Origin of the sequence: Pseudomonas sp. SJZ103 (genome assembly GCF_007828335.1) — a bacterium.
GTDB lineage: Bacteria > Pseudomonadota > Gammaproteobacteria > Pseudomonadales > Pseudomonadaceae > Aquipseudomonas.
In genome coordinates, this window is the sequence record NZ_VIUN01000015.1 from 82846 (window position 1) to 97306 (window position 14461).

A 14461-nucleotide genomic window follows, 5' to 3' on the forward strand; every position below is an offset into this window, starting at 1 on the left:
TCCAGGCACGATTTAAACCCGACTGGCAGTCAGTGGCAGGACAACAACACGTTTATCAAAAAACTGAGTGAGTTACCCGTGAACTACTTGTCAATGATATCGGCGACCGACAGTTCAACTCCTACGCACAGCGCACGCGAACTCATTAAGTAGTTGGCCGCCCCACCCGTCACGGCCAGTAGAAGACTCGTCCAGCAAATACCAGCCCAACCGAAATAGGCATGAATGACCGGCGCAACTATTGAACCCACTGCGCCGCAGCCATAATAAAAAAACATATAGAGGGCAAACACGCTGTTGCGCTGTAGCGGATCAATCTTCAACACCGTCGTCTGGTTGGCGACTTGGGCACTGAAACAACCGAGGTCAAACAGCACCACGCCCGCGACAATCGCAACCAGGGAATAAGGAAACACCAACAATATGAGCACGCCCAGCCCGGTCATACCAAAACCGGCGCCAATCACTTGCCGACTTCCCCACTTGTCGGCCCATTTCCCGGCCGGCCGTGCCATCAATAACCCCGCCAGCCCTGCAAGGCCCAGCATGCCTGCCTGCGAAGGGCTCAACTGCAAGGGCGCGCTACTGACGTGCAACATCAATGCAACCCACAACAGGCTGAAGATGAAAAACCAGCAGCCTCCCAGCAACGTCGCCCTGCGTAACGCCGCGTGCCGCATGAATAGAGGCGCCAGGCCTCGCAGCAGTTGCCGGTAACTGGCACTGCGCCGGGTTTCGATAAAGGGCAACACGGCTCGGCTGGCCAATGCCAGCAGCAGCATCAATAGCCCCACTGCCACCAGCATCCCGCGCCAGCCAAATTGATCAGCCAGCACTCCCCCCATGAACCGCGCCAGCAGAATACCGGCCGCGATACCGGCCCCCACCAGGCCGACCGTACTGCCCTTCGGGTCAATCTGAAAGCCCAAGGCATTGAGCTGGACAGCATTGGTGGCCATGGCGCCGATTACAGCGCCGAGGCTGATCATGTACAGCAGGTGCGTGCCGCACGCCGCCAGCAGTAGTGCCAGGCCCAGTATCAGGAACTGAATGCTGACCACGCTGCGCTTGTTACGCGAATCCCCCAAAGGCACCAGCAGCATTATCCCGAGCATGTAACCGACCTGGGTACTGCCGGCAATCAGCCCGGTAGCGGACAGCGGGATGTTCAAGGACGTCGCGATGGCCGGCAGCACGGGCTGCAGCAAGTAGTTGTTAGCGATGGATAGCCCTGCGGCGCCAGCCACAAAACCGGTGACGAATCGTGTGTCAGACAGGCTCATTTCGATGGTCTCCGTCAACGATTCCGGCAGGCAACCACTTCGATTCCCACCAGCATTTGCGGCTCGGCGAAAGGCAGCACATGCAACAGCGTGAACGCCGGGCGGATATCGCCGAAAAACGCGCCATGGACCTCAGCCGCCTGGCGCCAGTGCGTCAGTTGCGTCAAGTACATGCGGCTTTGCACCACGTCCGCCAAGGCGAATCCGGCCTCCTCCAGTACCCGGGTGATTTTCTCCAGGATGACGCGGGTCTGGCCGGCGACGTCGGTCGCAACGATTGTTCCGTCGGGCCCCAACGCGCCCGTTTTGGATACGTACAGGGTGTCATCCACTTGAACCGCCCGGGAAAACCCGAACACCTCCTCCCAACTGGAGCCTGATGAATACCTTTCGCGCATGTTCATCTCCTTATGAAGCGGGGCCTGATGCGGCATAGGTATGTAGCAGGAATCTTTCGAATCCAACGATCAAAACCATACGCTCGGAGACTTGAGGATGTCTACGCTCAAGAACGCACATAGTTAAACTAAACTACCAATACAAACGAGATAGACAGGCAAAAATGGGATAAAATGTAAATACAGCTACACAGTCAGTTAACATCTTCTACCAGATGAATACGTGTTCAGTGGCAAAATCGTCTTGATTTCAATCTGTTGGCCGAGAGTCCGACCTACCGGTCTTAAGGGCAGCGCAAAGCTCAATTCCGCGCATGACCATCCGTCGGCTGGCAGTTGTTTTCCAGCGAGGAAAGATTTGAGGAGGGGGTTTTAGAGGGGTACGTTCAGGCGATTTTCAAGAAAGGTTCAATCAGAATTTTGATGTGCTTGGTGCATACATCCTGACGCATTTACTAATGCTGTTAGTGGTCACATCTCGAAAGAATGGCGTGTACATACAGAACGGTGTCGCTCCCTTGAGTCGTCAGGAGGGTCGCATCACGCTATTGCCATTCGAAGTGTCAGACCACTTGACACCGAGGCTTCTTAATCGGGCGATACTGCAGCAGGCAAAGGATCAACGTACGTACGTAGTAACCGCTGCTGAATCCTCAACAGAAATCCGGCCTCAAAAGCATCCTGGCAGTCACCGACAGGAAAGGTTTTGCGGGTTTGCGCCAGCTCCCACCACAGCGGAATTTCGCCAGGGGCATCAAGCCAAGCCTGGGCGCATTGCACGCCACGCTCAATCATCGAGGAAAATTCGCTACCCCACGGTGTCTGAAGACTTGGATAACCATCCGCCGGAGGAATTGAAACGTAGTTTTCGTCCATACACACCTAAATTTCTGATTTATTTTCAGACGCAAGTCCAGCTTCAAAAACTTTTAAGCTCTCGCTAACAGCCATAAGCCTTCAAATGGCATAGATCAGCCCTAATGCAGACTATATCCCGTGGATTGAGAGTCCCTCAAGGCGCAATTTGCGCGCATGACTCACGACTACGAACAGCTGCGTCTGCAACTGGCGGAAAATATCCGCTTGATGCGACGCGTGAAAAACCTTTCCCAAGAGCAGCTCGCGCTCATGGCCGAGGTTGATCGCACCTACGTCAGTCAAATTGAACGATGCACGGGCAATCCGTCGTTATTAGTTCTTTTTAAGCTCGCAACCGTTTTCGAAATTACCGCAGATCAGTTACTTGTGGAACCTGAGGTACTGCGTAGCTCCCTTCACGTCAAATAATAGTCTTACGCATCACAAAGCCGATAGCTCGGCCTTCACAATTTCCGCTGATAATCTTTAGCCCATCCCCGAACCTGCCCAGGCCATACACATTGAGCCTGGATTATGACTGCCATCTGCTCGTCAATATCGCCTGAAAATCTAAGACCCTTGGCACTGAGCGTCCTGGTGATGTGCGCGCCAAGCATTGCGCTGAACACAGGCAGTATCACATCCTCCGTGCTTTCTCCAAGCTGCCTGGAATACAGGGTTGTCGGCATTTGTTTCTGGCTGCTCTGCACGCCGTTCGGCTGCACAGTAAAAACCTCGACCAAGGTGCGTCATTTCATTCCTGAACTGGTGGTCTCAAGCTACAGCACCACGGGCAATAACCCATGGACCGAGATGGCCACCCTCTCCTCTCCCATCAGCGGTTCGGAAGGTGGCGGCAACCTGATCACCCCTAACACCCACCGCGACAACCTGACCCGCTTCAAGAACGTCGATGGCATCGGCCACCCCGGGGGCTGGATCGCAACGCAACTGGCTTCGCAATCCGGCTATGCCTGCGCCAGCGGTGCAACAGCATTCATACCTTACTACCTGAGTACCCTGGACTCACTGGCCTGGCGCCATGGCATCCCGGAAAATTTCTACCCCGAGTCACTTGTGCCTGGGGTCCGCGAAGTCGGTAGTCAAGTCTTAGGAAACATGTGGGGTAATATTTATCCCCGGCAGGGTTTTCTGGTACAGCCCGACGATTTCAAGGCAGCCGCAGTCATGGCACAACGGGCCGGTGATGTAGTTACCCGAAACTGGCAGCCGCATGTGTACTTACCACTCACACCAGCCAAACGCGACGGCTACTGGCCACCTGGCCCGATCGTGGAAAACGACGCTTCGACCCACAAATGGCAATTGCTCTCCCCCCAAACTCAGCCCACGTGCGCCGTCTTCCCCAGCAATCCAGTACAGAGCGCGGATGGCGGCTACGCCTGGTCACTTTGGCGTCCCTATAGCTGCTGCAAACGTGAGGGGCAGATCTTTCTGTTCAGTATCGACTTCGAAGGAGGTGCTTCATGAGTCGGCTTCTCGCACGACCATGGTTGGGCGCGCTGAGTCTGTTGTTCTGTGGACTGCTTACTGTGGCGACGCATGCCCACGCCGCCGAAGGCGATTACCGCCTGGGCACTCAAGGCGAAGTGCTCGATGACCGCGTGATGTACACCATTGGTGGCGGCTCGGCAGTCGGCTCACCGAGTTCACTCTACCGACCCAGTGGTCTCGGTGTCGGAGGGTCTTGGCGAGCGAACATGATGTGCGGAAACATGAGCCTCACCAACACACTGCAAAACCAACTGAACGGCGTCACCGAAGGTTTCCAGCAGATCATGGGCAGCATCGTGCAGAACGCGACCCAAGCGGTGATGTCGCTGCCGGCGTTGATCATCCAGCGCGCCAATCCCGGACTCTATGAGTTGCTCAGCAACGGAGTGATGCAAGGTCGTATCGACTTCGACCGCTCCAAACTGACCTGCCAGGCCATGGCCGAAAAGATGGCGGACAAGGTTGGTCAAGCCGGTTGGGGTGCACTGGCCAAGAACCAAGAAATGCAAGGCAACTTAGAGCAAACCGGCGGTGATGCGGTGGCCGCGGTGAAAAACACCGAGGCCCATAACGGCAACAATGGAGTGGCCTGGGTCGGCGGTTCAAAGGCCGGAGGTGATGGGCAAACTCCCATTCGTGTGACTTCCGACGTGGTGCGCGCGGGCTATAACCTGCTGCATAACCGGTCAGTAGATGACAGCACCTCCATCAATAGCAGCGACTGCTTAGGTGGGACTATTTGTCAGACCTGGGCTTCGCCCCAAGAGGAAGCCGAATGGGCCGTCCGCGTACTGGGCGAGAGCGAAGTCGCGACCTGTGACAGCTGCGAAACCCTGCGCGCGACCGCGGGTGGCGGATTGACGCCGTTGATCCAGGAGGCCTACAGCGAGCGAATGAAAGCCTTGCGAGGGTTGCTGTCGGGCTCTCTGCCGCCTACCGCTGACAACCTGTCGAAAGCCTCCAGCCCGATGCTGCCGGTGAGCCGTGGTGTGATCGAAGCCCTGCGCGACGATCCCGATCAGGATCTGCTGGCACGACGTCTGGCTAGTGAAACGGCCCTGTCCAGCGTCCTGGACAAGGCACTGCTGCTACTGCGCACACTACTGGCAGGCAGTCACGAACCCAACATCGCCTCCGCCGAGCCTGCCCAGACCGCCTTGACGAAAAACATCGACGCTTTGGAGCGCGAAATACGCCTGCTGCAGACCGAGATGCAGGTCAGGCAGATGCTGACAACCAATACCGCCAGCTTGGTGCTCGACCGGCATGCTGGTGGCGCCGACGCTTCGCGCATCGTCGAGCAAGGCGACCCTGAGCCAGGTCGACTTAATGATGCTGACGCCAGGCGCAAGTGAACCATGAAACGCTCACCGCTATTCACTCTGCTTTCAGGTCTGGGGATTGCCACAGTGATGATCCTGACCGCCGCACTGGTCGCCTGGATCGGCCGCGCTGCGCTGGGTAGTTTCGAAGTCTGGCAGCAGGCATTCGAATCCGCACGACCTTACCTGCAGTGGTGGCGCGCCCTGCTCTACGCCGCCCTATTTGCGCTCTGGTGGGACCTGCTTCGGCGCTACCGACATCGACCACAGGATCGACTGCGCGTGAAACGCATAGGGACATTAGGGCTCGTGCTCTTTACCTGCGTCGAACTCACCCGCCTGTGAGGTCACCACCATGCTCATGAGCACAAACAGCTACCTGGAGTTTTACCTCTCTCTGCTCGCCTGGATCATCAACAACGGCCTTTGGAGTGTTCTTTCCGACACCGGGCTATTCGCCGCGCCCTTTGGTGCAATCATCTTGCAGGAATGGTTGTCTGCCCGTCAGCAAGGTGCGGATGAGGGCAACAGGGGACTGCTCTCGGTGCCGCGGATCGAGAATCGGTTATGGCTGGCCTACATCGTCGTGTTGTTCGGCTGCGCGCCGGTCTTTCCGTTGAGCCTCTCGTCAATGACGTTCGATGATGTGGCGAGCCAGCGCTGCGGCGTGAGTGTGGCCAAACCAGCAGAAACCGCCTGGGGGACAACCTTCAATACCATTGGCGAACGCTCTGCCAATGTGCCGATCTGGTGGTTTCTGGTGCATGCCTTGAGCAAAGGCGTGACTGCGGCGGCCACCGCCTCCATCCCTTGCGCTCCGGATATCCGACAAATGCGCATGGAGATCGACAGCTCGCGCATCGACAGTCAGGTCCTGCTGCAGGAAGTCGCCGACTTCACTCGCGACTGCTACAGCTATTCCCGTTCTCGGCTGTTCACCAACCGTCCGCAGTTGGACAAAGCACAAAGTCACGACGCAGCGTGGATCGGTTCAAGCTATTTTCTCGACACGCCCGGCTACTACGATACGGATCGCTCACGTACACCGAGAGTCAGCTGGCCGTATGACGAAAGCCGCGATGTTTCCTTGCCACGGCTGGAGAATGGCGCAGGCTACCCCACCTGCAAGCAGTGGTGGAGCGACAGCGGTGTTGGCTTGCGCGAGCGGTTGATACAGCAGGTTGATCCCTCTCTGCTGACTCAGCTGAAAGGTTGGCTGACTGGCCGGTCGAGCAACGAGATCGAGGATGCCACCCTGCGCGAACTGGTCAGTCCGCGCCAGCAATCGATGTCCATGTCGCCCGGACAGGTGTACCAGGACTACGGCTCCAGCGCTCGTGGCGGTTCGATCAATCAGGGACTCAATAACCTGGCCACCAATACCGGGTTGGCCCTCGGTTCCTTCAGCAACTTCCCGGCAATGAATGCACTACGCGCAGCCTTGCCGATGGTACAGGCGTTCCTGATCATGGGCGTCATCATCAGCTTGCCGCTGATCCTGCTGGTCAGTACCTACCAGCTAAAGACCGTCATGACGGTGACGTTCGCACTGTTCACACTGCATATGCTGAGCTTCTGGTGGGAACTGGCGCGCTGGGTCGACTCCAGCATGCTCGATACGTTGTACAGCCAGGTGTCAGCGTCAAATCAGGTGCTGCTGTCGCTGCCCACATCAGGCCTCATGGATGGAACCGTCACGGCGCAGGTGATTGAGTATGTAATGGGGGCGATGTTCATCGTACTACCGATGCTGTTTCTAGGCGTCATGGGCTGGGCAGGATATTCAGTCGGCAGCGGGATTCAAGGCATGTTGGCGAACGGTAGCAAAGCTGCAAGTGATTCAGCGAGCAAAGGTACGGATCAAATATTGGGTGCTGCTAAGCGCTCAATTAGATGACTTGCTGTCGCCTATATAATGCCCATTGTCGTCGAAGTCGCCGATGTAGAGATCAGCACCTAGGTAGTCTGGCCCTGGATTTTTATCTTCACGATCGGCACCAATAAAAGTCCTGAGCCATAGCAAAGTGATAACAGCCAGCATCATCACAATAAAAGTAACCAGCCAAACACTGACAAACAGCAATCCTCCGATCAATGCCAGTTTGGCAATCAGAAAACTCCCGCGAACAAGTAATTTACCTGCGGGCACACCTGCGGTCTCGGCACGCTCAACCACATGGGATTCAAAAGTTTTCAACCTACGGTAACCACGCTTCACCGAAAGACCACAGGCATACGCCCAGCAGTGGGCTCGTGAATTCTGAACAGGTTGCTGAGTCGGCATGGTCTCGCCCTCTTCTGAGCGTTTTCATGGTTGAGCCTGGAGGAATAGCCTACTACCGAAAGCGGCCCATGCCTGACCGTTTATCAGTTTCCCCGGTCGAAAAATCCTCATTGGAAGCTAGAAGACAAGCTCCGCGAAACATCGTCTCTACAGCAATTGACCCAGATAAATCGTCCGGCTAAATACAAGGTGCGGATCGCTGTTATCGACAGCACTTTCCCAGGTAGCCAGAACCTTCAAGGCTACGTCACTTCGATGATGGTTCCCCCCCAAGTGCGATTAGCGTTCGGTGGCTCGCACGGTGACCGTTTCTACGGTAATGAACGCCTACTGCTCTTATGAGCGCCTTTCGAGCTTCGCTCGTGAGGTAAGCCCTCTTGATTTTCTTCAACCCACTGCGGGGAAATCTTTCTCCGCACGGGACAGGTTTCTTCGCGCTTTCAACGGAGACATTCCATGCCTGACTCACTTACACCGGAAACAATAAACACCCTTCGGCTGCCCGTCGTGTTCACTCCTGGCGCGTGGCAACGCGCAGTACTGCTCGATCAATCCGATTACGCTGAGAAGCTGCAGGTCGATCGGTTGAGCCACGTATTGCGCGCAGCCTTCGAGGCCCACCTGGCATATCCATACAAACCCTACGTGCTGTTCGAGGTAATGCATATTGAACCAGCCGATCAATTAGGCCACGACCCGTTGCTGCAATTGAGTCTGAGCTTACTCCAAGAACCGGATCAGCCTGGCGCATTGCTGATAGCGCTTGCAGGAGAACACCAGCGCTAAGCGCAATTAGCGGCGCACAACGCCACATTCGGACGGCATGCAAGACCTGCATCAATCCAACCCATCACCCAGCCGGGGGAACCCTCCCCCACGGGCACGGCGTTCCTCCGTTTTTCTCTCGAGGAAATTGCCATGCGCGATATCTACCAAGACGTGACAGACAAGCTCGTTACTGCGTTAGACCAAGGCGTTGCACCCTGGATTAAACCCTGGTCCTCAATTGACTCCGCTTGTACCGGTCATCAACCCTACCCCGTCAACGCCATCACGCGACGTCCGTATTCGGGCATCAATTTACCGCTGCTCTGGGCCGAGGCCAGGTTGCAGGGGTTCACTCAAGATCGTTGGCTGACTTTCAATCAAGCCAAAAAAGCTGGCGGGCACATTCGTAAGGGTGAGCACAGCACTCTGGCGGTGCTCTACAAGCCGATGGAGCGCGAGGAACAAACCGAGTCAGGCCAACCCGTACTCGATGAAAACGGTCAACCTAAGATCGCTCACTTCGGCATTCTCAGGACGCATTTTCTGTTCAACATCGAGCAAACGGAGGGGCTCGAAATGCTCAATGACACCTTGCTCGAGACGGAACAGAGTGATCCCTTCCAGCCCAACAGCGCCGCGGAAGATCTGCTGTTAAGTTCAGGTGCACGCATCGTTCATCGGCCTGCTGACGAAGCCTTTTACCACCCGATCAGGGATCTCATCCAACTGCCGACAAAAGCACAATTTCACGATGAAGGCGGGTACTACGCCACTGCACTTCATGAGCTGACGCACTGGACCGGGCATCACACTCGGTTGCAGCGCGAAGGCGTGAGGTCAGCCTGTCCGTTCGGCTCGCCAGGCTACGCGTTTGAGGAATTGATCGCCGAGATGGGCGCTGCTTTTTTATGTGCCTACGCCGGTATACAGGGGGAGCTGCGGCACGAGGGCTACATCGACTCCTGGCTCGGCCTGCTAAAGGCTGACAAACGCGCGATCTTTCGCGCCAGTGGTCAGGCCCGAAGCGCTTCGGAGTTTGTGCTCAACCTGAAGCAGCAACGGAAGCAGATGGTTATGGATGACTCACGATGCATGAACGATGGAGTTTGACCATCACCTCACCGCCGCAATCGCATCAAAGGGCCCAGCGCGAGTTGGGCCTTTTTTCTGCGTCCAGAAAACCCCATGCCGCGTGGCTCTAATGCAAAGAGTCAGGGAGGGGCACATCCCCCCGCAGCCTGTCATTCCGCATCCAGGTTCTGCGCCAGAAAATCCACCAGATCGAGCGGACTCCGGCTGTCGATAACCTTGTAGATCAGATCGCGTTTACTGCGCGGCAACTTCTTGACCACGCTCTTCGCTGAAGCCCTGACGGCTTCGTCGGTCCCATGGATACGTGCCGCGAGCAGCAGCACCAGCGTGGCGTCAGTAAGGTTCATGGCAAGACCCAAAAAATAGGCACCGTAGTGTACCGACTCTTTTCGTTTTCGTACCAGCCCCAATAAAACGATGTGTAGCAGTATCGATATCCCGATTGCCGCGCAAAGGGACACGAGCCAAAAAGGACGGATAAGGGTTGGAAGGGAATGGGGACTCAAGGGTAAGAGCTCTATCCGAAAAGGCTAAAAGGCCACTGCCCCAGCCACCTTCCGGGGGTCAAGATGCTCAGTCTGTTTCGCCACAAAAAGCGGAGGCCACCTCCGCCACCGACCGTCAACGTCGCCGAAGGTTACTTGCCCATCGAGTCGGCTCACAGCTTGTTAGCCGCTGAGCACCGCCGCCAGCTGCTCGATCGCATCTGGCAGTACACCGCCCTCTCCCACGCGCAGTTCATCCAGCTCTATTTAAATCCGATCCATCGCTACGCCGAGCAGGTCCAGCAACTCCCAGCCAGCGAGACGCACCACCACGCCTATCTCGGAGGCATGCTCGACCATGGGCTGGAACTGGTCGCCTGCAGTTTGAAACTGCGTCAGTCATATCTGCTTCCCTCCGGCGCCGCGCCCGAAGACCAAGCCGCCCAGACCGATGCCTGGTCGGCCGGCATCGCCTATGGCGCCCTGCTGCATGACATTGGCAAGATCGCCGTGGACCTGCAGGTCGAACGTCAGGATGGCCGTCCTTGGCATCCCTGGCAGGGCCCACTGGATCAGCCCTACCGCTTTCGCTATGTCAAAGGTCGCGACTACCACCTGCACGGCGCTGCCGCAGGCTTGCTCTACACCCACATTCTTGACCGACCTATCCTGGACTGGCTCAGTGGTTTTCCGCTGCTATGGGCGAGCCTGCTGTATGTGCTGGCGGGTCAGTACGAACGCGCCGGCGTGCTGGGCGAATTGGTGATTCAAGCAGACCGAGTCTCTACCGCACAGAACATCGGTGGCAACCCGAACAAGGCGCTGCAAGCGCCGATTCATTCGCTGCAACATCACTTGATCAGCGGACTGCGTCACCTTGTTCAGCACGAGCTGAAACTTAACCAGCCGGGTGCCGCGGGATGGCTGACCCAGGACGCGCTCTGGCTGGTCAGCAAGACGGTCACGGACAAGCTTCGGGCCTATCTGCTGTCGCAAGCCATAGAAGGCATTCCTTCATCCAACATCGCCGTGTTCGACGAACTGCAGTCGCATGGTCTGGTCGAGTCTACGCCGGAAGGCAAAGCCATCTGGACCGCCCTTGTCGCACAGGGAAACTGGGAGCAGACCTTTACCTTTCTGCGCTTTCAACCGGCGTTGATCTGGGGGAACAAAGACCGGCCAGAGGCTTTCAACGGAACGGTTAGCATCGCAGTAGATGAAAATCAGCCCAACGCTCCGGTATCACCAGTAACTCCTAAGGCTGTCAATACAAAATCAACTCAAAACCCATCATCGCAGCCGGATCTCATGGCGCTAGAGGATGCCGATTATCTCAGCACGCTGCTGGACATGTTCGAGTTGGGTGAGCATGGGGCGAACGATGCACCGTCAGAAAGTGCTGACGATACTTCAACGCTTCAATCGGACAACCCAGGCCAAGCATTCCTGAATTGGGTCAAGGAAGGCATTCTGAGCCACAAGCTGATTATCAATGACAGCAAGGCTAAAATCCATACAGTCGGAGGTACTGTGTTCCTGGTCACACCTGGCCTTTTTCATCGCTACGTTCAGGAATTTCCGGCCATCTCATTGGGGACCGATTCCGCAGGTGAGGAATGGCGATGGGTGCAGAAGCAATTCGAAAAACTGAAAATCCACCAAAAGCGCGATGATGGTTTGAACATCTGGATCTGTCAGGTGGAAGGTCTACGGAAAAAAGGAACCCTCAAAGGCTATTTGTTAAAAAATCCAGCAATCTTATTCGAAGCTGGACCGATACCTACCGATAATCCTTTCCTTAAAATTGAAAAAGCATAAACGTCCCGTATACCTCAACACGCTTGAGCTTTTTCTTTTCCGCTTCGACTTCGAATTCGACTTCAACTGGCTCTTCATTCTCCTCTTCGTCCTGAGGCACAACAGCTTCTTCTTGGTAGCTAGGCCATCCATGTCGTTTCGGTCGAGGTCAGTTCCAGCAGTTGTCCGACAGCTGGTGGTGATGACCAGATTAGTTTTGAGGCCTGAGCGAGTGGGTTTGACCAGCACACTGACGCGCAGCGCCTCGCCGCTGCCGCTGGAAATATCGCCGACGATCCAGCGCACAGTATCGCCAGAGGCGACGGTGACCAGTTCCTCGCCGGGCTGGAGCGAAACCACGGTGACGCGCCCAAGTGACGCATAGACCTGATACAACGCGCCGTCGCTGTACGGCCACACTTGGATTGTATTGACGTAGCCCTCCCGAGAGAAGCGGACGGAGAGTGAACACGCCTGCATAGCTTGCTGAGCGAAAAGACAACGGAGCAAGCGAATAGGTCCCCAACCAAGAGCGCTAGTGACTTTTCCGAATTTCCGTATTGCTTGGAAGGCGACATCAAGCGCACCAACATAGTCGTAGACGATGTCGAAGCCCAAACCTTCCATGAAATCCTTTACATAAACTTCCACGGGAGTAGTTCGGTCAATTGCTATGGCACCGATCGACTGCAAGCATTCGGCCGCATCGCTACCTGCGACGCCAAAGGCTTCAGCCCCGTGGGCGCGCGCGATCTGTAGTGCCACGTGTCCTAAGCCACCAGCGCCACCGATCACGAGTACCTTGTCATCCGGCCCGACGTTCGTAATGTTCACCAAGCCTTCCCAAGCTGTGATAACGACCAAGGGCAGCGCAGCCGCCTGCCGCATGGAGAGATTGGTCGGTGTCTTCGCCAGGAGACGGACATCGACTGCGGCGAATTCAGCTATCGAGCCTTGCACCCAGACGACGCCTCCAGCCGTAGCCCAAACCTCGTCGCCAAGAAAGAAATTCGTCACGCCGGGGCCAACGTGCTCGACGACGCCTGCCAAGTCCATCCCGAGGACAGCCGGCAGCGGATGCCGAGGATGCGCAGCAGCACCCGTTCGAATCTTCGTATCGAGCGGATTCACTCCGCTGGCATATATGCGAACAACAACTTCCCCCGACCTCGCCAGCGGCAGGGGTAGGTCGGCCCAATGGAGGGGGCATCAGGTGAATCCACCACGAGAGCCCGGATGGTTTCAATAGTCATATGCTTATCCAAAACAAAAAGCTGCGAAACCGTGGTGTCAAACGACTGCATATTCCGAGATCTAACTTCTGGCCAGGAGTAGAACGCCGAGTAAATGACTTTCTGATTTCTCAGTTCTCCAGCCGCACTCCAGTCATCTGTTCGCAGATGTTCCAAATACGATCTGCGGTTGCTTTATCTATAGAAAGGAGCATCGCTTCCATTGGGCACTACTACGGCAATGTTGTTGTCTTCCAAATAAAGTCCACCCTGGCCGTTGAGTTGGTTGTTGGTTACCACCCAGATAGCCGTTGCACCGCCTTGTTGGACGGTTTTATAAATATCGCCCACATTGGCGGGGCGCCGCAGGAAGTTGAGAGTTTCCGTAACGCGCGTTGCACGCACCAAGGCGGCCAGGGATGCCAAGCCACATTTTGAATGTCACCGCCGTATCCAACGGACCCTGCGGCGAAAAGTTCCGTAGACGGAACGGCCCCGGGTGTACGGCAAATGCCCTGATGTTCTTGTCCTTTAACAGTTCATCTTCTTTGATTAACAGCAGGATGAAAGCCGTCTTTGTTTGCGCATAAGCTCGCATGTCCGTGTATTCGGAGTGCTTGAAATTTATGTCTTCAAACTGCACGCCGGCGGCGCGATGGCCTCGCGACGCGATATTGATGATGCGTGATCCATTTGCCCGCTCCAAAGCCGGAGCTAGCGTCACCGCTAGTTCGTAATGTCCCAATACATTCGTCGCAAATTGCCGTTCGTACCCGCGACTATCCCGTTACATGGGTGTCACCATGATGCCTGAGCTATTAATGAGAATATGGACGGGGCGACCGGACAACAGGATTTTTTTGCAAACTCATCAATGGAATCGGGCTTGAGCAGGTCAACATATTCAACTTCGGCATTGTCGATTCCGCTTAAACTCTTCTTGGCCCGATCAACATCTCGCGCCAGAGAAATAACGTGCGCGCCAGACGAAGCAAGCGCTTTAACTTCCTCTCGACCCGTTCCGCTGTGGCTTCCAGTGATGACTACGATTTTCGCGGTCAAGTTGACTCCTTTAACCACATCCGACGCCATGCTCGAATGGTCGAACGGGGAATCATCGTCGATGATGAGCCCGATGTATTTAGGTACGCTCGCGGCTTTAGTGTCGTTGAGCGACAAATAGAATGTGCCGACCAAGACCAAATAAACAATCACTGCGGCAAGCAAGGAATAAGCAGATATCTTGATTGGAAGACTCATCGCGTCTCATCTCCCATGTAGATATGCTATTGGAGTTGGCCTCGCTAACTCCCTATGCGGCCTTTTACCCGAAATAAAGGCCGTCGGGATCAATGGTAGCACCCGCCCCAAAATCTCCCACGGCTAAGACAGGACATATACGGCCCGTGGCTCGTGCTCGACAGCAC

Annotated in this window: 15 protein-coding genes and 2 pseudogenes; 8 read left to right on the forward strand and 9 right to left on the reverse strand. The window is 55.9% G+C overall.

The annotated features are described in order from the left end of the window. Window positions 1–83: 83 nt before the first annotated feature. The 3 genes from FBY10_RS25800 to FBY10_RS25810 form a co-directional block, all read right to left on the reverse strand. Window positions 84–1283 (reverse strand): MFS transporter, encoded by a 1200-nt coding sequence (locus FBY10_RS25800; protein ID WP_145338246.1) that lies wholly within the window; start codon window positions 1281–1283, stop codon window positions 84–86. Between the two features lie 14 nt (window positions 1284–1297). Continuing rightward, window positions 1298–1681 carry a RidA family protein gene (locus FBY10_RS25805; protein WP_122764111.1) on the reverse strand — a complete coding sequence of 128 codons (384 nt, stop codon included), beginning with the start codon at window positions 1679–1681 and terminating at the stop codon, window positions 1298–1300. A 588-nt stretch (window positions 1682–2269) separates the two neighbouring features. Next, a complete protein-coding gene (locus FBY10_RS25810) occupies window positions 2270–2557 on the reverse strand; it encodes a LasR-specific antiactivator QslA (RefSeq protein WP_145338245.1) in 288 nt (95 codons plus the stop codon). Window positions 2558–2713: 156 nt separating this feature from the next. Between FBY10_RS25810 and FBY10_RS25815 the strand changes: the two genes are divergently transcribed. The 5 genes from FBY10_RS25815 (at window position 2714) to FBY10_RS25835 (ending at window position 7273) form a co-directional block, all read left to right on the forward strand. Continuing rightward, entirely contained in the window at window positions 2714–2968 is a 255-nt protein-coding gene (locus FBY10_RS25815) for a helix-turn-helix domain-containing protein (protein ID WP_145338244.1), read from the forward strand. A gap of 105 nt (window positions 2969–3073) precedes the next feature. Further along, window positions 3074–4030, forward strand: coding sequence for a TIGR03756 family integrating conjugative element protein (locus tag FBY10_RS25820; protein ID WP_145338243.1), 957 nt, complete (start codon window positions 3074–3076; stop codon window positions 4028–4030). Next, entirely contained in the window at window positions 4027–5409 is a 1383-nt protein-coding gene (locus FBY10_RS25825) for an integrating conjugative element protein (protein ID WP_145338242.1), read from the forward strand. The genes FBY10_RS25820 and FBY10_RS25825 overlap by 4 nt, the downstream gene beginning before the upstream one ends. Window positions 5410–5412: 3 nt before the next feature. Beyond that, window positions 5413–5721: a hypothetical protein gene (locus FBY10_RS25830; RefSeq protein WP_145338241.1), complete on the forward strand. Its 309-nt coding sequence runs from the start codon at window positions 5413–5415 to the stop codon at window positions 5719–5721. Window positions 5722–5731: 10 nt separating this feature from the next. Then, entirely contained in the window at window positions 5732–7273 is a 1542-nt protein-coding gene (locus FBY10_RS25835; protein ID WP_145338240.1) for a conjugal transfer protein TraG N-terminal domain-containing protein, read from the forward strand. Here the strand turns inward: FBY10_RS25835 and FBY10_RS25840 are convergent. Continuing rightward, window positions 7262–7660, reverse strand: a complete 399-nt coding sequence (locus FBY10_RS25840; protein ID WP_145338239.1) for a DUF3742 family protein — start codon at window positions 7658–7660, stop codon at window positions 7262–7264. The genes FBY10_RS25835 and FBY10_RS25840 overlap by 12 nt on opposite strands. A gap of 456 nt (window positions 7661–8116) precedes the next feature. On the opposite strand from FBY10_RS25840, the gene FBY10_RS25845 reads away from it, so the two are divergent. Together FBY10_RS25845 and FBY10_RS25850 are read left to right on the forward strand one after the other, a co-directional pair. Further along, window positions 8117–8446: a hypothetical protein gene (locus FBY10_RS25845; RefSeq protein WP_145338238.1), complete on the forward strand. Its 330-nt coding sequence runs from the start codon at window positions 8117–8119 to the stop codon at window positions 8444–8446. A gap of 132 nt (window positions 8447–8578) precedes the next feature. Continuing rightward, window positions 8579–9538: an ArdC family protein gene (locus FBY10_RS25850; RefSeq protein WP_145338237.1), complete on the forward strand. Its 960-nt coding sequence runs from the start codon at window positions 8579–8581 to the stop codon at window positions 9536–9538. Window positions 9539–9669: 131 nt separating this feature from the next. Here FBY10_RS25850 and FBY10_RS25855 read toward each other — a convergent pair whose 3' ends face one another. Next, a complete protein-coding gene (locus FBY10_RS25855; protein ID WP_096143053.1) occupies window positions 9670–9867 on the reverse strand; it encodes a hypothetical protein in 198 nt (65 codons plus the stop codon). A gap of 222 nt (window positions 9868–10089) precedes the next feature. Here FBY10_RS25855 and mobH point away from each other — a divergent pair, with 222 nt between their 5' ends. After that, a complete protein-coding gene (gene mobH / locus FBY10_RS25860) occupies window positions 10090–11823 on the forward strand; it encodes a MobH family relaxase (protein WP_145338236.1) in 1734 nt (577 codons plus the stop codon). Window positions 11824–11945: 122 nt separating this feature from the next. On the opposite strand, the pseudogene FBY10_RS31620 reads toward mobH, so the two are convergent. The 4 genes and pseudogenes from FBY10_RS31620 to FBY10_RS25875 form a co-directional block, all read right to left on the reverse strand. Continuing rightward, window positions 11946–12252 (reverse strand): annotated as a pseudogene (locus FBY10_RS31620) (TrbG/VirB9 family P-type conjugative transfer protein); the annotation flags it as partial. A 96-nt stretch (window positions 12253–12348) separates the two neighbouring features. Then, window positions 12349–12984, reverse strand: a pseudogene (locus FBY10_RS31625) (alcohol dehydrogenase catalytic domain-containing protein); the annotation flags it as partial. 384 nt (window positions 12985–13368) lie between these two features. Beyond that, the gene (locus FBY10_RS31630; RefSeq protein ID WP_218571045.1) at window positions 13369–13758 is read right to left on the reverse strand and encodes a hypothetical protein; all 390 of its coding nucleotides are present in this window, start codon (window positions 13756–13758) and stop codon (window positions 13369–13371) included. A gap of 74 nt (window positions 13759–13832) precedes the next feature. Beyond that, window positions 13833–14294 (reverse strand): SDR family NAD(P)-dependent oxidoreductase, encoded by a 462-nt coding sequence (locus FBY10_RS25875; RefSeq protein ID WP_145338233.1) that lies wholly within the window; start codon window positions 14292–14294, stop codon window positions 13833–13835. Between the last annotated feature and the right edge of the window lie 167 nt (window positions 14295–14461).